Below are 19550 nucleotides of genomic sequence, written 5' to 3'. Positions count from 1 at the left end.
AGAAGTCGAATTTGTCTTTATACCATCGCCTTGTCCTACATTCTCTTGCAATTGGTAAGGCTATGGCTCGAGTCTTTCAGTGCTTCAATGGGGGGCATTCCTTCTTATTTAGCACTGCCCCTTGTGCCCGTCGGATTGGGCTTAGTCTCATGCCTGTTGGGTGAGAAAAAAGAATAAGTTGTCTAAAGGCGTCATTAGCCTTGTGCGGAACATTGCTTCGGCGTCGCATTCCACGAAAGACTTTAAAGGATCCATTGATAGTCAATCCTCAATGGATCCTTTTTTATAATGAGTTAACACGATTCGTCTGATGTCACAAAGGTTGATAGACAAATAAAATAAGAAGACGGCTGTCTTCCTTAATCCTCTTCGTGGACGCGTTCCCGAAGGGGTTTCTTTTTTTTCAGGCTTTTGTTTTTCCCCACGATGAAGCCAATAGGCTTAGAAAAGGCAGAAAATAAGGATTCGTCAAAAGAAACTTACGAAACTTACGACAGAAAAAATCGACTTTTCAAAAGTAAAAGTAGAGCCATTATTTGAAGATATGGTTGATTTTGATACATTCTCAAAATCTGATTTTAGAGTTGTAAAAGTTTTAAACTGCGAAGAAGTTCCAAAATCAAAAAAACTTTTGAAATTTACATCAGATGATGGTTCTGAAAAAGAAAGAGTTATTTTATCTGGTATTAAGGAATATTACAGCGCAGAGTCTTTAATTGGAAAGACACTGCTTGCGATTTGTAATCTTCCTCCACGTAAGATGATGGGAATCGACTCAGAAGGTATGATTATATCTGCAATTTGCGAGTACGACGGAGAAGAAAAACTTAACTTAATAATGTTGGATGATAATATTCCAGCAGGATCACAATTATATTAAAGAACACGCTAATTATGAAACTGGGGTTTGTTATGAATCCCAGTTAAATTTTTAGGGGTATGTATGAGATGGATAATTAGAATAATTTTATTACCGATAAGATTAGTGTTGAGTTTGCTCATAGCTTTTTTAACCTTCATATTAAGTTTGAGTACTGCTCTGTTAAGCGTAGTTTCTACTTTAATTTTTATAATTGGATTAGCTAGCATATTTCAAGGAGATAATCAAATTGTAATTGAAGCACTAATCTTAGCATTTTTATTTAGCCCATTTGGATTACCTAAATTAGGTATATATGTTATTGGATTATTAGAATTATTAAACTATACAATAAAAGCTATTTAAAGAAAAATAAATATTAGACAATCGTAGACGATAGAAATCAATAATTCTGTCGTCTTTTTATTTCAAAGAAAGGAGGTAGGGATGAATTTTGATTATTTTTATAATAGGCAATCTGAAATGTATAACTTCATTAGGTTACCTATGGTATTGCTGGAAGATGGGATTTTTGAGAGCATTTCTATTAAATAAATTATTTTGAGAATAAGTTTTACTTATAAAATTACTAAAAATTACTATCTAACAAAAAATAAACGAGCTTTTTTATTAAAGTCCTTCTATTATATAGGCCAATAAAAAAGAAAATATATAATATACAAGGCATCATAAGAAAGATAAATTAAAAATATTCTCAATCTTAAAAATATGCCCTTTTTTAAAAAAAGACTGAAAAATTGATTTGAAATTTTCAATTTCCTATGTTACAATAGTTACGAAAATGATAATCAAATTCAAAGATTAGTTTATTTTAATAAAATTAAAACTAGAAACGAGTGGTTAGATGCTTAGCTTAGTAATGGCACCCTTAAATGTTAATTATAAGATTTTAAGGATTAAGTCTTTAGGAGATAGTAATGTAACTGAGTCCCACCTGGCGAATCTTGGTTTTGTCAAAGATGCAGTTGTAGGAAAATACTACATCGTTAAAAAAATCAATGGTTCTGGTCCTTTGAAAAGAAGGATAATGGACATGGGAATTACAAAAAATTCAGAAATTCACATAAGGAAGGTGGCGCCACTTGGAGACCCTGTGCAAATTAATATAGACATTATGAACTTAACATTAGAATAGCAGATGCTTAATTAATTGCAATTGAAGAAATAGAAAAGAAGGAGGACTAAGATGGCTATTGCTATTGCACTTGCCGGCAACCCCAATAGTGGCAAGTCAACACTTTTTAACGGCCTCACTGGTTCCAACCAATATGTTGGTAACTGGCCAGGGGTAACTGTTGAAAAAAAGACTGGTAAGTATAAAAAAAATAAACACGTTTTTATATTACAATGTTATTGATAAAGATAAGTAGAAAGGATGATTAAAATGAGTAGAAAGAAGATTTTAGGATATATTTCAGCTATTATAGGTTTTTTGTTAGTGCTTGCACCAAAATTTATAACACCCGTTTGTCCTCCTATGGAAAATGGGATGTTCATGAAATGCCATTGGATGGGAAATATGACTATAGGTATTGGCGCAGTCATTTTAGTATTAGCAATTATTCTTATTGTAGTTAAAGATTCAAAAATATCTTTAGGATTATCTATTTCAAATATAGCAATTGGTATTTTAGAGATACTAAACGCTCATATACTTATTGGTGGATGCATGAAAGCCGATATGGCTTGCAGAGCAAAAACCATTCCGTTATGCACATTGTTGTCATGTATATTGGTTTTAGTTAATATTTATTATTGTATGAAAGAAAGACATTCATAATGGAATCAATAATTGAAACTGAAAATTTAAGCAAGAGTTTCAAAAGAGGTTCCAATACACTTTTTGCTGTTAAAAATGTAAACTTTACCTTGAAGGAGGGAGATTTTGTCAATATAATTGGCAGAAGTGGTTCCGGGAAGTCAACTTTTTTAAATCTTTTGTCTGGTTTATTAAAACCGACTGAAGGTAAAATTTTTGCTAAGGGCAAAAATATAAGTGATTTTTCTGATAGAGAAATTAGCAAATATAGGAATGAAATCATAGGTTTTGTGCCACAAAGTCTAGGAACACTTCCAAATTTAAATGTTTTAGAGAATGTGTCTCTTCCTTATTATCTATTTAAAAGAGATGAATCTGCTTATGAAAAAGCAGCTATGCTCCTTGATTTGATGGGAATTTTGCATCTGAAGGATGATTTTGCTAAAAATTTATCTGGAGGAGAGCTAAAAAGAGTGCTGATAGCCAGATCTATGATTAATTCGCCGAAACTTTTGATTTTAGATGAGCCAACAAGTGATTTGGATAAAAACACTACTATGGAGATAATGGATTTATTAAAAAAAATAAATTCTAAAGGTACTGCACTTATTATAGTTACTCATGAGCTTGATATTTTAAAATATGGCAATACACTTTACCAAATGGAAGATGGAAGTTTAATAAAGAAGGAGGATAGAGATGAATTTATTAAAGAAAATGACTAGCATTTTTGCAATTATGGTAATCATGATTAGCCTCACTTCCATGTCTGCTTTTGCAGCAGAAACAAATTATGGTAACTGGGTTGAAGTCGCTGATGCTATGTCAGAACATTTAGAAAAAGCTGTGGAAGTTTACAAGCCTGGAGATAAGGATGCTAAAAAAGCAGCCACAGATGCAGTTAATGTAGCTTACTTTAAATTCTATGAAAAAATTGGATTTGAAAAAACAACTATGACTGCAATTTCAGGCCAAAGAGGTTCAATGGTTGAACATCAATTTTACAGAGCAAAAAATTCTATCAAAGCAGATGCAGACCCAAAAGAAGTTAAAGATGAAATTGATGCACTTATAACTTATCTTCATGAAGATGCCCATACTCTTGATGGAACCTCTGGAGATTCTAAGTCCAGTGGTCAAAGTCAAGAAGATGCAAATAGCCTTTCAACAGGTCAATTGTTTGGAGAGCTGCTAAAAAGATTTGGTACATTTTTTGCAGTTCTTGGACTTACACTTCGTGAAGGACTCGAAGCCATTTTAGTTGTAGCTGCCATTGCTGCATATTTATCAAAGACTAATAATAGAATTTATTTAAAAGGTGTATATATTGGAGCCTTGCTAGGCATTGTTTTTTCAGCAGTCCTAGCTGGAGGATTTAATATCATCGCCAATACAGTGGGAGAAGTTGAGTCTGGAATGGGACAAGAAATATTCGAAGGAATTGCGATGTTTCTTGCCGTTATCGTACTATTTTATGTATCCAATTGGATGCTTTCTAAATCTGAAGTTGAAGTTTGGAATAGATACATTAAAAACAAAGTTGAACAATCTGTTTCCAAGGGTAATTATTTTGCCTTATCTTTCACTGCATTCTTAGCAGTAGCAAGAGAGGGTGCAGAACTTATTTTGTTTTTCCAAGGTATGAGAACAGGCATTTCTGATAATCCAATGCATATGTGGATTGGACTTTTAGTTGCCGCCATAATACTTGCAATTGTATATTATTTAATTGCTAAAGTTTCTGTAAGGCTACCATTAAAACCATTCTTTACATTTACTTCTTGGCTAATGTTTATACTTTGCTTGTCTTTCTTAGGAAAGGGCATAGGAGAATTACAAGAAGCAGATGTAATTGGCAGAACTATAGTTCCTTGGATGAATGGATGGTCTGCTGAAGTTATAGGTATATACGATAGGTATGAAAATCTCATCCCACAAATTATTCTATTGGTAGTAACCATTGCTTCTGTTATTTATCAAAATAATAGAAACAAAAAAATTAGAGCTGAGCTTGAAGCCAGCCAAGAAAAAGAATAGGAGGATATATAGGTATGAAAATCTCATTCCACAAATTATTCTATGAGTAGTAACCATTGCTTCTGTTATTTATCAAAATAATAGAAACAAAAAAATTAGAGCTGAGCTTGAAGCCAGCCAAGAAAAAGAATAGGAGGATATTATGTTAAAAAAGAAAAGTTTATTTCTTGTTGTTATGACGCTTGTGTGCGCATTAATGTTTACAGCTTGTGGTAAAAAAGAAGATACAAAAGCTAATAATACAGCTAAAACTTCTACAGAAGAAAAAACACCAGCTGAAGGAAACAAGAAAGAAGCAGGAGATGCAAAAGCTGCAGCTCCAGGAGAAGATGCAGGATTTGAAGAATTTCCAATTGGCGATGACCAAACTAAAGGACCTTTAGTAATCTCTGGTGTATATTTCCAACCAGTTGATATGGAACCAGCAGGAAACTCAATTCCTAAAGAAGAAGCTGACTGCCATATTGAAGCCGACATTACAGCATCACAAGAAGGTTCAACGTTAGGTTATGGTGTTGGTGATTTTGTTCCATGGTTAAAAGTAAAAGCTTATTTACAAAAGAAAGGTTCAGACCATGTTCAAGAAGTTTCTTTCATGCCAATGAACGCATCTGATGGTCCACACTATGGTGCAAATGTTAAATTTGACGAAGGTGTTGGCGTTTATGATGTAAAATTTGAAGTTTCTGCACCAGGCAATGACTACTTACTACACGTAGATAAAGAAACTGGTGTAACAGGTAGATTCTGGACAGAACCACTTGTTGCAGAATGGACTGACTTCGAATGGAACGGACCACAATGGTAAAGTTTTAAAAATTTATAATATTTATAAGGGGAATTTATATTCCCCTTATATACATATATGGGGGGTGAAATTATGTTAAAAATTTTTATTACAGTTATGGAGGCGGGAATAGCCTTTTCTCTAATGATTTCTTTAATACTTGCCTATTATACAACTAAAGAGAGCAAATATAAAAAGTATGTTATTATAATTTCTTTAGTTTTAGGGGTAATTGCAGCAATTGTTTCAATAATTATAAGAAATATACCTAATTTTATTAATAGAACAGAATTGAATTTCTGGTCTATGGTACCCATAGTTATCTCAGTATTTTTAATATTAATTTTTATGATATTTGAAGATAAGATAAATGCTAAAATTTATGATAATTTCATTTCATCATCGGTTGTTGTCTATCTTGTAGGAATTTGTTTTTATTATTTACCGTATGTATTTAACCAATCAAACAAATTTGTATATTATGGCGAAAGTGCTGTTTCAACTATTGTACTTTTTAGGATTTTAGGCTTTGTTTTTGGGATAATCATGATGATTTTATCAGGGCTTGCCATATACAAGTCCTCAGTTAAACTTGAAGGTAAAAACTTAAAGATTGTAGTTTTTTTTAGCTTGATATGCTCGGGTATCAGCCAATTTAATATCATAATTCAAAGGTTTTATTCTAAAGGGATTATTCCTAGAAATGTTAACTTTTTTAGAGTTATTGCATTTATAGCTAATCACGAAAATGTGTTTTTATATGCAACAATGTTAATTATGATAGCTATTCCAGTAATTTTATATAAGCAAAATATTAAAGTTAATGAAGATTATAGCAATAGGGCTCAGTTAAGAAAAATAAAGTATAGAATGAAGAATAAAAGACATTGGGCAATTTTTTTCCTTGTCGTTCTATTTATTAATACTTTTTCATTAACGTTTGGAAAGGCATATGCTAATAAGGAACAGGCCCTTTCACCACCTGAAGATTATCAAACTGAAAATGGAATGATTGTTATTCCTTTAAGTAGCTTAGAGGATATGCATTTGCACAGATATTTGTATAAGGCAGAGGATGGCGTACAAATGAGATTTTTCTGCATTAAAAAATCAGAAGGTTCCTATGGAGTTGTACTTGATGCCTGCGAGATATGTGGTCCATCTGGATATTTTGAAAGAGGCGATGATGTTATTTGTAAGTTGTGCGACGTTGTAATGAATAGGGGTACAATAGGTTTTAAGGGTGGATGTAACCCGATACCTTTCCCATACATTGTCCATGATAAAAAGATAAAGATTGCGCCAAAAGATCTTGACGCATTGTCTTATGTATTTAAGTAGGAGGGCTTATGTTTTGGAGAATAGTTAAAGGAGCGCTTTTTAGACAAAAGGGAAAGATGGCTCTTATTGCATTTACAGTTGCCCTCGGAGCTTCTCTTGCCACTTCAATGTTAAATACCATGCTCGGTGTTGGGGATAAAGTTAATCAAGAATTAAAGACCTATGGAGCAAATATTAATGTATTACCTAAGGAAGCTTCCCTTCTTGATGATTTGTATGGCATGCAAGAAAAAGAGGGGCAGGTTCAAAAATATTTAAAGGAATCAGAACTTCCTAACATTAAAACTATTTTTTGGGCTTACAATATTGTAGACTATACGCCATATCTTAACACTTGGGTTTCTTGTAATAATGATTCTAAACATACTAAGATGGTAGGAACATGGTTTAATAATCATATGAATTTGCCTACTGGAGAATCAGTTGATACTGGTATGATTAGACTTAAAAACTGGTGGGAAGTTCAAGGCGAGTGGTTATCAGAAAATGATAGCGATTCAGTTATGCTTGGAAAGATTTTTGCAGACAGAAATGGATTTAAAGTTGGTGATGAAATCCAACTAAAAAGCAATAATTTAGACAAAAAATTTAAAGTTAAGGGTATTTTCTCATCAGGTTCTGATGAAGATGCATTTATATATTCTACTTTAAAAACAGCACAAGAATTTGCTGGAGTTACTGGAGTTGTAAATAAAGTTGAAGTATCAGCTCTTACTACACCAGACAATGACTTAGCAAGAAAGGCTGCCAAAAACCCACTATCTTTAACTATTAAGGAACGGGAAGTATGGTATTGTACAGCTTATGTTTCTGCTATTTGTTATCAAATAACAGAAGTAATGACTGATTCTGTAGCTAAGCCAATTCGCCAAGTTGCAGAAAGTGAAGGAGATATTTTAAATAAGACTACTCTTCTTATGGTTTTAATTACCGTATTAACTTTGATTGGTTCAGGCTTTGGTATTTCTAATCTTATTACAGCATCTGTAATGGAAAGATCTAATGAAATTGGACTTCAAAAAGCTATAGGGGCGTCAAATGGAAGGATAATTTGCATAATTCTTGTGGAAATAATTTTGACAGCGATATTTGGAACAGTTATAGGTTACGGTGTTGGTCTGCTACTTACTCAGATTATTGGTCTAACAGTTTTTGGCTCAGCAATAGCTCCAACAGCTATGGTAGTTCCCATTGTAGCAATACTTATTATTCTTGTTACAATATTGGGGTCAATACCAGCTATAAGATACCTTTTGAATTTAAATCCAACGGAGGTACTACATGGCAGATAAACAAAGTAAAAATAAATTTTACTTAAAAATGATAATGACTTCCTTGGCAAGGAGACGTGCAAGAATGTTAACAGCACTACTTGCTATAGCTATGGGAGCAACAATTATTTCAGGACTTGTTACTATTTACTATGATATTCCTAGACAAATGGGTAAGGAGTTTAGGTCTTATGGTGCAAATATGTTGGTAATTCCCACCAACCCTGATAAAAAAATTACCAATGAACAGTTAGATGAAGTTAAATCGTTAATTCCTTCAGGAAAGCTTGTCGGTCAGGCACCCTATATTTATACAAATGCAAAAATTAATGAACAACCTTATATGCTTGCAGGTACAGATTTAAAGGGAGCGAAAGAAAATTCTCCATACTGGCTTATTGACGGTTCATGGCCTGAAAAATCGAGAGAAGTTTTAATAGGTAATGAAGTTTCAAAGGCTTTGGAATTAAAAGAGGGAGATAAAATTATTATAAATACTCCCAAAGTTAATGGAGAAGGTTCTATAGATACTAATTTTGTTGTTTCAGGAGTTGTAACAACAGGTGGTAAAGAAGAAGAACTTATTTTTATGAGTATTGATGATATTTCACAGCTTGTTAAAGACAAAGATTTTGATGTCGTAGAATATTCAATAGAAGCTGAACAAAATGAACTTTCAAAAATAGTATCAAATATTTCACAAAAGGATGGATCTCTAACTCCACAAATGGTAAAAAGAGTTACCGCCTCACAAGATATAGTTTTGAATAAATTACAAGCTCTTGTCTTCATTGTAACGATAATAGTATTATTCATAATGATGATATGTGTATCCACAACAATGATGGCAGTTGTAACTGAAAGGCGTAAAGAAATAGGTCTTAAGAAAGCTTTGGGCGCCACAAATTCGTCAGTAATCGTTGACTTTTTAGGTGAAGGAGCATTTTTGGGGGTTTTTGGTGGACTTTTAGGTGTTGCATTAGGATATATATTTGCCAATAGAGTAAGTATTTCGGTATTTGCTAGAAAGGTAAGTTTCTTGCCTCTTTTAGTACCTATGACAATTATTGTCTGTATAGTAATAACTATAGTTGCATCTTTAATACCAGTATCTAAAACTGTTGATATTGATCCAGCTTTAGTGCTTCGTGGAGAATAGAAAGGAATTTTATGGATATATTAAAACTCGTAGATGTTTCAAAAATTTATGGTGAACTTAAAGCCCTTGACAAAATCAATTTAAGTGTAGAAAAGGGCGAATGGATTTCTATAATGGGTCCATCAGGTTCTGGTAAAACAACAATGATGAATATTATTGGTGCCATGGATAAACCTTCACTTGGCGAAGTTATTTTGGATGGTGAAGATATAGCAAAAAAATCACCTAAGGAACTAACAGTTATTAGAAGGGATAAGATAGGACTTATTTTCCAACAATTTCATTTAGTTAATTATTTAAGTGCTTTGGAAAATGTAATGATGTCACAATATTATCATTCTATGCCAGATGCACAAGAAGCAATGGAAGCTTTGGCTGCAGTAGGTCTTGCTGATAGAGCCAACCACTTACCCAACCAATTATCAGGTGGGGAACAACAAAGAGTATGCATTGCTAGAGCTCTTATTAATCATCCTTCAATACTTTTAGCCGATGAACCCACAGGAAATTTGGATGAAAAGAATGAATATATAGTTCTTGACATATTTGAAAAACTTCACAATGCAGGATCAACAATTATTGTTGTAACTCACGACCCTGAAGTCGGTGAAGAATCTGAAAGAATGATAACTCTTGAACATGGTAAAATTTCAAAAGAAGAAAAAATGAAAAGAAAAAGACCAGTTCTTGATTCTGTAAAAAAAGATGAAAAACTTAAGGAGTTTATATGAGAAAATTTTTAAATGTATTAATAATTTTTTCTTTGGGGCTTGTCCTAGTTGCTTGTGGAGGAGATAAAAAAGAAGAAGTTCCAAGCGTAAGCTATAAAGACGGCACATATCAAGGAGAATCTGCCAAAGATGAAAGAGGCGGACTTGTAAAGGTGGATATAACCGTTAAAGACAATAAGATTGAATCTTGCACAATGCAAAACATTGATGGAGATGGAAAAGAAAAGGATGAATCTTATGGTCAAAGCCAAAATGAAGGACTATATAAGATAGCCCAACAAGCTATAAATCTTGCAAAGTCATACCCAGATAGATTAGTGGAAAAAGGAAATCCTGAAGGAGTGGACGTTATTTCGGGGGCAACACAAACTTACAAGCAATTTATAGAAGCTTGCAATAATGCTCTTGATGGTGCAAAATAATGAAAGATTTATACACAATTAATTTAGCAAAAAAGAATATAGAAAATAAAAAGGCAAGGTCAATTACCCTGATTTTACTTGTAGGAATTTTAACTTTTATTTTATTCATGTCATCATTTACAATTTTTTCTCTTAAAAATGGCATGAAATCTTTATCAGATAGGATGGGAGCAGACATTATAGTAGTCCCAGAAGGTTATGATTCCAAAATTACAGGTGCAATATTAAGGGGAGAACCTAATACATTCTTTTTTGACAAGGATATATTAAACAGAGTAAAAAAAATACCAGGAGTTGAAAAAGCCTGTGGTCAAGTTTATCTAGCTACACTTTCTGCTGGATGCTGTTCTTTTCCCATTCAAGTTATAGGAATTGACTTTTCTGATGACTTTAGCGTTAAACCTTGGCTTGAAAAACAGATTAAAACTCCAATTAAAGCTGGGCAAGTTGTTGTAGGTGCTAACATTGTGGGGACTATTAATCATAAGGTTAAATTTTTTAATCAAGAATTCGAGATAAGAGGTAGGCTTGCAAAAACTGGCATGGGTTTTGATAATTCAGTTTTTATGACAATAGAAGAAACTCATAGATTAGCCAAGGAATATGAAAAGATAATTAATCATCCGGTGGCAAAAAAAGATGATATATCTTCTATTTTAGTAAAAGTTGAAAAAAACAAAGATCCAAAAACAATTCAAAAACTTATTAAAGAAGAATTTAAAAAAGAAAAAGTGTATCCTTTATTGCCAAGAAAAATAATGACAGAAGTTTCAGATTCAGCAAAAAACATGCTTGTATATGTGTATATATTGATAGCTTTGATTTGGATACTAGCTTTCTTTATTTTAAGTCTTGTAAATACCTTATCAGTTAAGGAAAGGAAAAGAGAATTTGCAACCATAAGGATATTAGGAGCAACAAAGAAAAAACTCAGTGAAGTAGTTCTTATTGAATCTATGCTAATTAACGGAACAGGTGCAGTCATAGGTTCTGTGCTTTCCTTTGTTTTAAGTATAACTTTCAATAATATATTTTCATCACTTTTGAATATGCCTTTTTTAAGACCGAATATATTCCTTATGATTTTAATGTTAATAATAGTAATAATTTTGGGAACCTTGTTAGGTCCAATATCTTCAATTATTGCTATTAATAAAATAAATAAAGAAGAATTATTATTGATGCAAAGAGATAATGATTAAAATAGGCTATTTGTCAAATTTTGGGGAGACTTGTTAACTCGAGTCTCTCTTTTCAATTAAAAATCAATACTTAAACGCTAGATTGTGTCCATACTGTGTTACATCAGGTGTTAGAATTAGCAGTGGATGACGAATATATAAGGTTTAATCCGTCTGATAATGCTATGAAGGAATTGAAAGTAGCTTATCGAAATGAATCTCCGAAGAAAAAAGCCATGACAATAGAAGAACAGGTACTATTTGAAGAATATTTATCTAATAGTGATGAATATAAAAAATGGTATCCAATATTCATTGTTATGCTTTGGACAGGTATGAGAGTTGGAGAAGTTACAGGATTGCAATGGGACGATCTAGATTTTGATAATGGTCTTATAAGTGTAAATAGGACTTTGGTATATTATAGTAAAGGTAAAGGATTAAACGATAGATATGCTATTAATACACCGAAGACAGCATCAGGTAAGCGAAGTATTCCTATGGTTCAAAAAGTAAAAGATGCTTTTCTTATGGAAAGAGAGTTACAAAAGACTTTTGGAATCGAATGTTGTGATTCAATCGATGGATTTAAAGACTTTGTATTTTTAAATAGATTCGGAAAGGTTCACAATAATGGAACACTTAATAAAGCTTTAAGAAGAATTGTTAGAGATTGCAATTTAAGTATAATGGATAAAAATAAATCGAACTCTAATGATATTCTATTAGTTCCACATTTAAGCAATCACATTTTCAGATACACCTTTACTACAAGGCTTAATGAACAAAATATAAATACAAAAGCAATGCAGTCTATTCTAGGTCATTCTGATATTAGTACAACAATGGATATATATGTAGATGCAACAGAAGATTTTAAAATAGAACAGATGGGGGAATTTGAAAAAGCGATGAAATTTATATTTTAGAATTTACGACAGCTTACGACAAATTTACGACAATTTGCTAGAAATCTATGGGCACTTATAGAGGGTTAGCAAATTGTCGTAAATGGAGAAGTACCAAAAAATAGACTTTTATAGAGATTTAGACAATTATCTAAGGTAGAGGGGATTTTTCCGACAGAGAGAGCAGAAGCACGGAGCCGAAAATCATCAGCATGCCGACGAGGTCGGTGAGTTTAAAGGTCAGATGGTAGAGAACCATGGCGACGATGGCGGAAAACACCGCTTCGGATAGGGCGAAGATGCTGGATTTCTGCGCGCCGGTGTGGCGAGCCCCTTCCAAAAAGGCCCAGAAGGGAATTAGGGTGCCGCCGATAATCGTAAAAAGAACGCAGAGAGTGGAGGTCATATCCCACGTGGGGGCGGTGAAATCCGGACGCGTCAGAAGGATGAGCAGCACGCCGCCTAAGAGCATGGAGGGGCCCATGATTTCCATGGAGCGATAGGTTTTGGACAGACCGGTGGGTGCCAGATTAAAATTCATAAAGCCCACGGCGGAGACCAGTCCCCAAAAAAGCGCCTTGCTGCTTACCTTGAGATTGGAAGGATCGCCGCCGGTAACCATGAGAAAGAGCCCGAGGCTGCATAAAGCCAGGGTGGGGTAGACGATGGGCTTGGGCCAGGTGCGATTCATAATGGAAGAGACGAAGATGACGAAAAACATCCCCGTGTACTGAATCAGCGTCGTCGTCGGCGCATTGGAATAAGCAATGGCGGTGAAATAGCCGTATTGCATACATAAAATCCCGCCGATGGAATAAAGGAGAAAGGCGGGGATATTTTCCCGCTTCCGCACCACGCGAAAAGCGTAGCGGCCGCTGCGGCGCAAGTCGTGGACGAGGAGGATGAGCCCCACCGCCGTCAGCCGAATGGCCACGAGAACATCGGGGGTGAAGGCTTTGTTTTGGAAAATGTATGCGCCCACATTGCCGTTAAGTGCCCACATCATGGTGCATAAAAAGATTAAAAGAATACCCTTGAGCATGACGACCCCTTTCTCCCTGCGCCGGTTCAAAATCCAATGGGCAAAGCCCGCCGAAAACACTTGTATACTATGTCTATTATGGGGGCCGCCTTTGAGGAAAGTCAAGGCGAAGGGAAGAGAGAATTTTACGGGGACGAAAAGGAAGAGGAAATTTTACAAGAACTAACGGGGATTTAATAAAGATTTGCATTTCCTCTAATTTACATAGTTTATTCTGTGAGGGATGAAAAATTTACAAAAACACAAGGAGGATGCAATGATTCGACGAATGAAATGGTTGGTTGTGGCTTTGGGCATGATGCTGCTCGTGGCCTGCACAAAGGAATCCACGGCCACAGACACTTTAGATTTAAGCAAGATCACAGTGGAAGAGTTGGAAAAGAAGGCGAAGGAAGAAGGGAACGTCCACTCTGTAGGCATGCCCGATGCCTGGGCCAACTGGAAGGAAACCTGGGCAGACATTGAAAAGAAATACGGCATCAGTCACACGGACACGGACATGTCTTCGGCGGAAGAGCTGGCGAAGTTTGCCGCGGAAAAGACCAATGCTTCGGCAGATATCGGGGATGTGGGAATCGCCTTTGGTCCCGTAGCCGAGGAACAGGGCTTGTCCTTAAAGTACAAGACCTCTTACTGGGACGATGTTCCCGACTGGGCAAAGGACGACGACGGCGACTGGCTCTTGGCCTACACGGGACAAATGTGTTTTATTACGGACAAACAAAATCTGCCGGAAGGGGTCGAGCCGCCGAAAACTTTCGACGATATTTTAAACGGTAACTATGTGTTGACCATTGGCGACATGGAAACGGCCAATCAAAGTCAATTCGCCCTCTTAAATGCCGCCGTCACCTATGGCGGGGACGAAAAAAATCTCAAGCCCGGACTGGACTTTTTCAAAAAGCTCGCCGAACAAGGCCGCCTGAAGACCACCGACGCCTCTCTCGCCAATTTGGAAACCGGGGAAGTGCAAGTGGGTATGTTGTGGGACTTTAACGCTCTGAACTACGCCGATGCCGTGGATCGGGATCGCTTCGTGATTACCGTACCGCCGATGACGGTTATGACCGGCTACACCACCATCATCAATCGCTACGCCGCCAATCCCTACGCCGCCGCTTTGGCTCGGGAATTTATTCTCTCCGACGAAGGTCAGGACAATCTGGCTAAGGGCTACGCGCGGCCCATTCGCGAAAATGCCAAGATTTCCGACGAAGCCAAGAAAAAACTCCTGCCCCCTTCGGCCTACAAGGACATTTACAAGGTCAAAGACAGCAAGGCATGGGAAGACAGCACCAAGCAACTGGCTCAGCTGTGGCAAGAAAACGTCATGGCTTATATGAAGTAAGAGACGTCACAACTTCGGGCCTTCGGGCCCCTTTTTATTTCGAAAGGAGACTTGCATGAAACGACGGTTGCCCTTTCACCTGGCCATGATTCTCTTCGCCTTTATCGCCGTAGCCGTATTGATCTATCCGTCGGCGAACATGGTCCTTATGAGCTTTAAGCCCACGGGAGGCGGGGGATGGACTCTGTCCAATTACCGGGAGATCCTCACCGGGTCAATGTACACCGCGGCCATAAAAAATTCCGTGGGAATTTCCCTTTTTTCAAGCGTCGTGGCCATTGTCTTTACCACGGTGACCACCTACGCCATCGTGAGTCATTCGAAACGGCTTAGAGAGATCTTTGTGGTCATCGCGAATATGACCTCGAACTTCGCCGGCATTCCCCTGGCCTTCGCCTACATTATTCTCTTAGGCTCCTCCGGCGTGCTCCTTATCTTCGGCCGCCGCGCCGGCATCCATTGGCTGGCGAATTACAATCTCTATTCTTCCTTGGGCCTGTGCATCGTGTACCTTTATTTTCAACTGCCCATGGGCATTATTCTTCTTTTGCCTATTTACGACGCCCTGGAAAAAGGGTGGCGGGAATCGGCGGAGCTTTTAGGGGCGAGCAGCTTTCAATACTGGCGGCGCATCGGCCTGCCCGTGCTTATGCCCTCCATCGTCGGCGTTTTCGCCATGATGTTTGCCAACGCCATGGGCGCCTACGCTTCCGCCGAGGCCTTGACGGGCACCGGGGTAAACCTCCTCTCCATACGCATCGCCAACACGGTGACCGGGGATATTTTTGCCCGGCCGGAAATCGGCGCGGCCCTCTCCGTATTGCTGGCGATGATTCTTCTCATCAATATGATTCTGGGCGACAAACTGGCCAAGCGGGCCGAGAAAGTGAGTAAAGGATGAAAAAATTTGCAAAAAACGCCGCCATCGTCCTCATGCTTCTGTATCTCTTCGCGCCCCTGCTGGCGACATTGCTCTATGCCACATCCATGGACTGGTCTTCCACCATGCTCCCCAGAGGCGCCACCCTCGCCTGGTTCGGGAAGCTCCTTATGAATAAAACCTTCCTCCATGCCTTGGTGCGTACCTGCGTTCTGTCTCTTATCGCCGTCAGCTTGGGCGCCGCGATCATCGTGCCGAGCATCTTTGCCATTTACGTCTACTACCCGCGCCTCGAGAAGGTGGCGGAGGGCATGGTCATCGCATGCTACGCCTTTCCCGGCGTCATTCTGGCATTCGCTTTGATGAACACCTACGCCGCGTTGGGCATCCCCATGATCACCGTGGTGGTGGGATCCTACGTTCTATTCATCTATCCCATGATTCGCCAGGGCACCCTAAACAGCCTCCGGGCCATCGGCGCACAGACCCTGATGGAGTCGGCGGAAATCCTCGGGGCGAGCCCCTGGACGACGTTCAGAAAAGTTATCCTGCCGACGATTATGCCCGGCGTGTTTTCCGCCTGCCTCTTCAGTTTTTCCACCCTCTTCGGCGAATTCGTCATCATCAATTTGGTGGTGGGATCGAAATATGAAACAGTGCAAATCTTTTTGAGAAAATCCCTCTCCGTCAACGGACACATGGCCTCGGCCATTGTCATACTCTACTTTATCGTCATCAGCGTCATTACCTTCGGCGCCATAGGCCTTACGAGAAAACAGAAAGGATACGAGGCGTAATATGAGCTTTATCGAAATCAACAATTTAAGAAAATCCTTCGGCGAAACGGAAGTGCTTCACGGATTGAATTTAAAAATTGCCCGCGGTCAATTGGCCACCCTTCTGGGCCCATCGGGCTGCGGTAAATCCACATTGCTCAGGGCCATCGCCGGCTTAAATACCATCGACGAAGGCGAAATCATCATCGACGGCAGACGCGTCGACGGCCTCGCCCCGAACGATCGCGGCCTGGGCATGGTTTTTCAGAACTACGCCCTCTTTCCTAATATGAACGTGCTGGACAATGTAAAATTCGGCCTGGAAATGAAAGGCGTAGACAAAAAGACCCGGGACGCGGAAGCGAAAAAGATGATCGACCTGGTGGGCCTCACGGGAAAAGAAGAGGCTTACCCGGCGAATCTTTCCGGCGGGCAGCAACAGCGGGTGGCTCTGGCGCGGAGCTTGGTCACCAAGCCTGACGTCCTTCTCTTGGATGAGCCCTTAAGCGCATTGGACGCACAGATCCGCGTGCAGCTTCGCGGGCTCATTAAATCCCTTCAGGCGGAACTTAAGATTACGGTGATCCTCGTCACCCACGATCAGGAAGAGGCCATGAGCATGAGCGATTATATTTTTGTCATGAATCAGGGCCATATCGTGCAGGAAGGCTCGCCCACCTACATTTACCGCCATCCCCAATCGGAATTCGCCACCCGCTTTATCGGCGACTACAATCTCTTTACGAGAGAAGAAGCGGCCGCCATGGGCGCCGTCGATCATGCGGATTACAGCTACGTGGCCATTCGCCCGGAAGTGCTCTCCTTAGAAGCCATAAGCGACGCCTACGCTTACGAAGGCAAAGTCATTCGCACCTCCATGCGTGGCTCCATCTATCGCCTGTACATCGAAGTGAACGGGAAAAAGATGCTGAAGATGGATCAACTGAACCGAAGCGCCAATATGCGGCGCGTCGGCGACAAGGTGACGGTGTATATGCCGAAATCGGAAATTATCGGAATGGAGTAGGCTCATGAAACTACTTCAACTCACCGATCTTCACTTCGGCTCCTTTCCATTTAAGGGTGACGACAAGCGCACGGAGGATTTGGTGCGGAACATGGTTTCGGCCCTGGCGCCGGATCTCATCGTCCTCACCGGCGACATTCACTGGTCTTTGGAATCGGGAAGCCTCACGATTTTATCCGGCGTTCTGGATTTTTTCGACAGCCTGCGCGTCCCTGTAGCTATTACCTGGGGCAATCACGACAGCGAAAGCGCCTACGATCGCCGGGTGCTGAAGGAGCTGGTGTATCATATGAAACACCATGTGGAAAAACGGGGCCTCGCCTCCGTGGAGGGGCGGGAGCTCTATTATTTCGACGCAGGGAACTATCGCCTGTACTTTTTAGACAGCGGTGACTACGACGAGGACAACAACTACGCCTACGTCTATGAAGAGCAGATTCGAGACCTCATCGCCCTGGACGGCGGGGAAGGAAAAGAAGGCCTTTTATTTATGCACATTCCCGTGGTGGAATTCGACGACGCGAAAAAGGCGGGCTTGGCCGTGGGCCACAAAGACGAAACTGTCTGCGCTCCGGTGAAAAACACGGGGCTGGTGGATACTTTGTTAAACGAAAGCACCGTCCGCCATATTTTTGTGGGCCACGATCACGACAACGACTTCACCGCCAATTGGCGGGGGATGCACCTTTACTACGGCCGCATCACCGGCTACAACGCCTATGGCAGCTTGCCCCGGGGCGCGCGACTCATCGAACTTACGGATGCAGGCGTTGAAAGTCGAATTGTGGAAGAAGGCCTTGACACTTAGCCCCTTTCTCACTTATAATGGATCAGATAGTTATCCTTGCTCGATCAATCGAGCCGTCAGTCCACAAGGAGGTGACAGACTTGAACAATTATGAAGTAATCCTTATGTTCTATCCCGACGCCGAATCTGAAAGACGTGTAAAACAATACGAACGTTTAAAAGGCATCATCGCTGATGCAGGCGTCATTAAATCGGAAGACGAATGGGGCACGCGTAAGCTGGCCTATGAAATCGAAGATTACAAAGAAGCATTCTATGTGCTCGTCGAATTCGATGCAGAACCCGGCGTAATCAAAGAATTCAGCCGTATTGCAAGCATTTCCGATACGGTCATGCGTCATATGGTCGTCCGCGTAGATGAATAAGAAACGGGATTGGTGATATCGTGAATTTAGTTGTACTTTACGGGAGACTGACGAGAGATCCGGAGCTTCGCTACAGCCAAAACGGCATGGCAAATACCTTTGCCACCATCGCCGTGGATCGCGGCATGAGTCGCGAAAAGCGCCAAGAAGCGGAAGCGGCCGGCCGGCCCACCGCCGATTTTATCGGCATTAAAGCCTTTGGAACCACAGCCGAACTTTTAGGCAATTACTTCCACAAGGGCAATCGCATCGCCGTGGAAGGTCGAATTTCCACGGGCAGCTACGAAAAAAACGGCGAACGCGTCTACACCACCGACGTCGTCGTAAACCGCGTCCACTTTATCGAAAGTGCGAGAGAAGCGGGCAATGCGCAAGGTGCGCCGAACATGGCACCGCCGACGAACATGGCTTATCAATCGAATAATCAAGCTCAACCGAGCAATCCTTCCGGCTTCGGTCCCAAATCCGACGACGAAGGCTATTACCCGATCGACAACAATGATATCCCATTTTAACCAAGGTTAAGGGGTGAGAACATGCAAAGAAGATATCGTTCCAGAAAAAAAGTTTGCATTTATTGTGCAGACAAGGAAAAACAAATCGATTATAAAGATACGCAAACTTTAAAGCGTTTTATTTCCGACCGCGGGAAGATCCTTCCCCGTCGCGTGACCGGCGCTTGCGCTAAGCACCAACGGAAGATTACCACGGCCATTAAGCGCGCCAGACAAGTGGCACTTTTGCCCTACAGCGCCGACTAATGATTTTTTAAATACACACAGCTCCCGCTTCGGCGGGAGTTTTTTATTGAAAAAAATTCAGTCGTCA

The 19550-nt window shown here is 39.6% G+C and carries 20 protein-coding genes and 5 pseudogenes; 24 read left to right on the top strand and 1 reads right to left on the bottom strand.

From position 1 onward, the window contains the following. Window positions 1-408: 408 nt before the first annotated feature. From metG to KO087_RS01190, 16 genes and pseudogenes are all read left to right on the top strand, one after another. Window positions 409-880, top strand: a pseudogene (gene metG / locus KO087_RS01260) (methionine--tRNA ligase subunit beta); the annotation flags it as partial. A gap of 63 nt (window positions 881-943) precedes the next feature. Continuing rightward, on the top strand, window positions 944-1225 hold the full coding sequence (locus KO087_RS01255; protein ID WP_215506918.1) for a CD1845 family protein: 282 nt from the start codon (window positions 944-946) through the stop codon (window positions 1223-1225). A gap of 81 nt (window positions 1226-1306) precedes the next feature. Continuing rightward, window positions 1307-1411: pseudogene (locus KO087_RS09610) on the top strand (replication initiator protein A); the annotation flags it as partial. A gap of 403 nt (window positions 1412-1814) precedes the next feature. Continuing rightward, window positions 1815-2026, top strand: a pseudogene (locus tag KO087_RS01250) (FeoA family protein). A 40-nt stretch (window positions 2027-2066) separates the two neighbouring features. Continuing rightward, window positions 2067-2222, top strand: a pseudogene (locus KO087_RS01245) (FeoB small GTPase domain-containing protein); the annotation flags it as partial. A gap of 42 nt (window positions 2223-2264) precedes the next feature. Continuing rightward, window positions 2265-2660: a DUF4418 family protein gene (locus tag KO087_RS01240; RefSeq protein WP_215506916.1), complete on the top strand. Its 396-nt coding sequence runs from the start codon at window positions 2265-2267 to the stop codon at window positions 2658-2660. Further along, a complete protein-coding gene (locus tag KO087_RS01235; RefSeq protein ID WP_215506914.1) occupies window positions 2660-3364 on the top strand; it encodes an ABC transporter ATP-binding protein in 705 nt (234 codons plus the stop codon). The genes KO087_RS01240 and KO087_RS01235 overlap by 1 nt, the downstream gene beginning before the upstream one ends. After that, window positions 3339-4676, top strand: a complete 1338-nt coding sequence (locus KO087_RS01230; protein ID WP_215506911.1) for an FTR1 family iron permease — start codon at window positions 3339-3341, stop codon at window positions 4674-4676. The genes KO087_RS01235 and KO087_RS01230 overlap by 26 nt, the downstream gene beginning before the upstream one ends. A 142-nt stretch (window positions 4677-4818) precedes the next feature. Next, window positions 4819-5484 carry an iron transporter gene (locus KO087_RS01225; RefSeq protein ID WP_215506909.1) on the top strand — a complete coding sequence of 222 codons (666 nt, stop codon included), beginning with the start codon at window positions 4819-4821 and terminating at the stop codon, window positions 5482-5484. 57 nt (window positions 5485-5541) lie between these two features. After that, window positions 5542-6804, top strand: a complete 1263-nt coding sequence (locus tag KO087_RS01220) for a Fe-S-containing protein (protein WP_215506907.1) — start codon at window positions 5542-5544, stop codon at window positions 6802-6804. Window positions 6805-6812: 8 nt separating this feature from the next. Further along, window positions 6813-8096: an ABC transporter permease gene (locus tag KO087_RS01215; protein WP_215506905.1), complete on the top strand. Its 1284-nt coding sequence runs from the start codon at window positions 6813-6815 to the stop codon at window positions 8094-8096. After that, window positions 8086-9234: an ABC transporter permease gene (locus KO087_RS01210; RefSeq protein WP_215506903.1), complete on the top strand. Its 1149-nt coding sequence runs from the start codon at window positions 8086-8088 to the stop codon at window positions 9232-9234. The genes KO087_RS01215 and KO087_RS01210 overlap by 11 nt, the downstream gene beginning before the upstream one ends. A gap of 11 nt (window positions 9235-9245) precedes the next feature. Further along, a complete protein-coding gene (locus tag KO087_RS01205) occupies window positions 9246-9965 on the top strand; it encodes an ABC transporter ATP-binding protein (protein WP_215506901.1) in 720 nt (239 codons plus the stop codon). After that, entirely contained in the window at window positions 9962-10387 is a 426-nt protein-coding gene (locus tag KO087_RS01200) for an FMN-binding protein (RefSeq protein ID WP_215506899.1), read from the top strand. The genes KO087_RS01205 and KO087_RS01200 overlap by 4 nt, the downstream gene beginning before the upstream one ends. Beyond that, window positions 10387-11589, top strand: a complete 1203-nt coding sequence (locus tag KO087_RS01195) for an ABC transporter permease (RefSeq protein ID WP_215506897.1) — start codon at window positions 10387-10389, stop codon at window positions 11587-11589. Before KO087_RS01200 ends, KO087_RS01195 begins: the two co-directional genes overlap by 1 nt. A gap of 74 nt (window positions 11590-11663) precedes the next feature. Next, a pseudogene (locus KO087_RS01190) lies at window positions 11664-12497 on the top strand (tyrosine-type recombinase/integrase); the annotation flags it as partial. A gap of 130 nt (window positions 12498-12627) precedes the next feature. Here KO087_RS01190 and KO087_RS01185 read toward each other — a convergent pair. After that, window positions 12628-13578 (bottom strand): DMT family transporter, encoded by a 951-nt coding sequence (locus KO087_RS01185; RefSeq protein ID WP_215506895.1) that lies wholly within the window; start codon window positions 13576-13578, stop codon window positions 12628-12630. 196 nt (window positions 13579-13774) lie between these two features. Between KO087_RS01185 and KO087_RS01180 the strand changes: the two genes are divergently transcribed. From KO087_RS01180 to rpsR, 8 genes are all read left to right on the top strand, one after another. Further along, window positions 13775-14866: an ABC transporter substrate-binding protein gene (locus tag KO087_RS01180; RefSeq protein ID WP_215506893.1), complete on the top strand. Its 1092-nt coding sequence runs from the start codon at window positions 13775-13777 to the stop codon at window positions 14864-14866. Between the two features lie 55 nt (window positions 14867-14921). After that, window positions 14922-15767 carry an ABC transporter permease gene (locus KO087_RS01175; protein ID WP_215506891.1) on the top strand — a complete coding sequence of 282 codons (846 nt, stop codon included), beginning with the start codon at window positions 14922-14924 and terminating at the stop codon, window positions 15765-15767. Then, window positions 15764-16543 carry an ABC transporter permease gene (locus KO087_RS01170; protein ID WP_215506888.1) on the top strand — a complete coding sequence of 260 codons (780 nt, stop codon included), beginning with the start codon at window positions 15764-15766 and terminating at the stop codon, window positions 16541-16543. Before KO087_RS01175 ends, KO087_RS01170 begins: the two co-directional genes overlap by 4 nt. A gap of 1 nt (window position 16544) precedes the next feature. Then, window positions 16545-17549 carry an ABC transporter ATP-binding protein gene (locus KO087_RS01165; RefSeq protein WP_215506886.1) on the top strand — a complete coding sequence of 335 codons (1005 nt, stop codon included), beginning with the start codon at window positions 16545-16547 and terminating at the stop codon, window positions 17547-17549. Window positions 17550-17553: 4 nt separating this feature from the next. Next, a complete protein-coding gene (locus tag KO087_RS01160) occupies window positions 17554-18357 on the top strand; it encodes a metallophosphoesterase (protein ID WP_215506884.1) in 804 nt (267 codons plus the stop codon). An 80-nt stretch (window positions 18358-18437) separates the two neighbouring features. Beyond that, entirely contained in the window at window positions 18438-18722 is a 285-nt protein-coding gene (gene rpsF, locus KO087_RS01155) for a 30S ribosomal protein S6 (protein WP_108831066.1), read from the top strand. Window positions 18723-18742: 20 nt separating this feature from the next. Further along, window positions 18743-19237 carry a single-stranded DNA-binding protein gene (locus tag KO087_RS01150; RefSeq protein WP_215506881.1) on the top strand — a complete coding sequence of 165 codons (495 nt, stop codon included), beginning with the start codon at window positions 18743-18745 and terminating at the stop codon, window positions 19235-19237. Window positions 19238-19258: 21 nt separating this feature from the next. Continuing rightward, the gene (rpsR, locus tag KO087_RS01145) at window positions 19259-19483 is read left to right on the top strand and encodes a 30S ribosomal protein S18 (protein WP_108831068.1); all 225 of its coding nucleotides are present in this window, start codon (window positions 19259-19261) and stop codon (window positions 19481-19483) included. Window positions 19484-19550 lie beyond the last annotated feature (67 nt).

The sequence above is a fragment of the Peptoniphilus rachelemmaiella genome, assembly GCF_943169845.1.
Classification (GTDB): domain Bacteria; phylum Bacillota; class Clostridia; order Tissierellales; family Peptoniphilaceae; genus Aedoeadaptatus; species Aedoeadaptatus rachelemmaiella.
Note: the sequence above shows the minus strand (reverse complement) of the source record. Positions and strands in the feature narration are given on the sequence as shown.

Coding starts and splice junctions, on each gene's coding strand:
- KO087_RS01205 (WP_215506901.1), top strand. CDS start 9,246: ATGGATATATTAAAACTCGTAGATGTTTCAAAAATTTATGGTGAACTT.
- KO087_RS01180 (WP_215506893.1), top strand. CDS start 13,775: ATGATTCGACGAATGAAATGGTTGGTTGTGGCTTTGGGCATGATGCTG.
- KO087_RS01225 (WP_215506909.1), top strand. CDS start 4,819: ATGTTAAAAAAGAAAAGTTTATTTCTTGTTGTTATGACGCTTGTGTGC.
- KO087_RS01175 (WP_215506891.1), top strand. CDS start 14,922: ATGAAACGACGGTTGCCCTTTCACCTGGCCATGATTCTCTTCGCCTTT.
- KO087_RS01210 (WP_215506903.1), top strand. CDS start 8,086: ATGGCAGATAAACAAAGTAAAAATAAATTTTACTTAAAAATGATAATG.
- KO087_RS01255 (WP_215506918.1), top strand. CDS start 944: ATGAGATGGATAATTAGAATAATTTTATTACCGATAAGATTAGTGTTG.
- KO087_RS01160 (WP_215506884.1), top strand. CDS start 17,554: ATGAAACTACTTCAACTCACCGATCTTCACTTCGGCTCCTTTCCATTT.
- KO087_RS01170 (WP_215506888.1), top strand. CDS start 15,764: ATGAAAAAATTTGCAAAAAACGCCGCCATCGTCCTCATGCTTCTGTAT.
- KO087_RS01235 (WP_215506914.1), top strand. CDS start 2,660: ATGGAATCAATAATTGAAACTGAAAATTTAAGCAAGAGTTTCAAAAGA.
- KO087_RS01230 (WP_215506911.1), top strand. CDS start 3,339: ATGAATTTATTAAAGAAAATGACTAGCATTTTTGCAATTATGGTAATC.
- KO087_RS01165 (WP_215506886.1), top strand. CDS start 16,545: ATGAGCTTTATCGAAATCAACAATTTAAGAAAATCCTTCGGCGAAACG.
- KO087_RS01240 (WP_215506916.1), top strand. CDS start 2,265: ATGAGTAGAAAGAAGATTTTAGGATATATTTCAGCTATTATAGGTTTT.
- KO087_RS01220 (WP_215506907.1), top strand. CDS start 5,542: ATGGGGGGTGAAATTATGTTAAAAATTTTTATTACAGTTATGGAGGCG.
- KO087_RS01200 (WP_215506899.1), top strand. CDS start 9,962: ATGAGAAAATTTTTAAATGTATTAATAATTTTTTCTTTGGGGCTTGTC.
- KO087_RS01195 (WP_215506897.1), top strand. CDS start 10,387: ATGAAAGATTTATACACAATTAATTTAGCAAAAAAGAATATAGAAAAT.
- rpsR (WP_108831068.1), top strand. CDS start 19,259: ATGCAAAGAAGATATCGTTCCAGAAAAAAAGTTTGCATTTATTGTGCA.
- KO087_RS01215 (WP_215506905.1), top strand. CDS start 6,813: ATGTTTTGGAGAATAGTTAAAGGAGCGCTTTTTAGACAAAAGGGAAAG.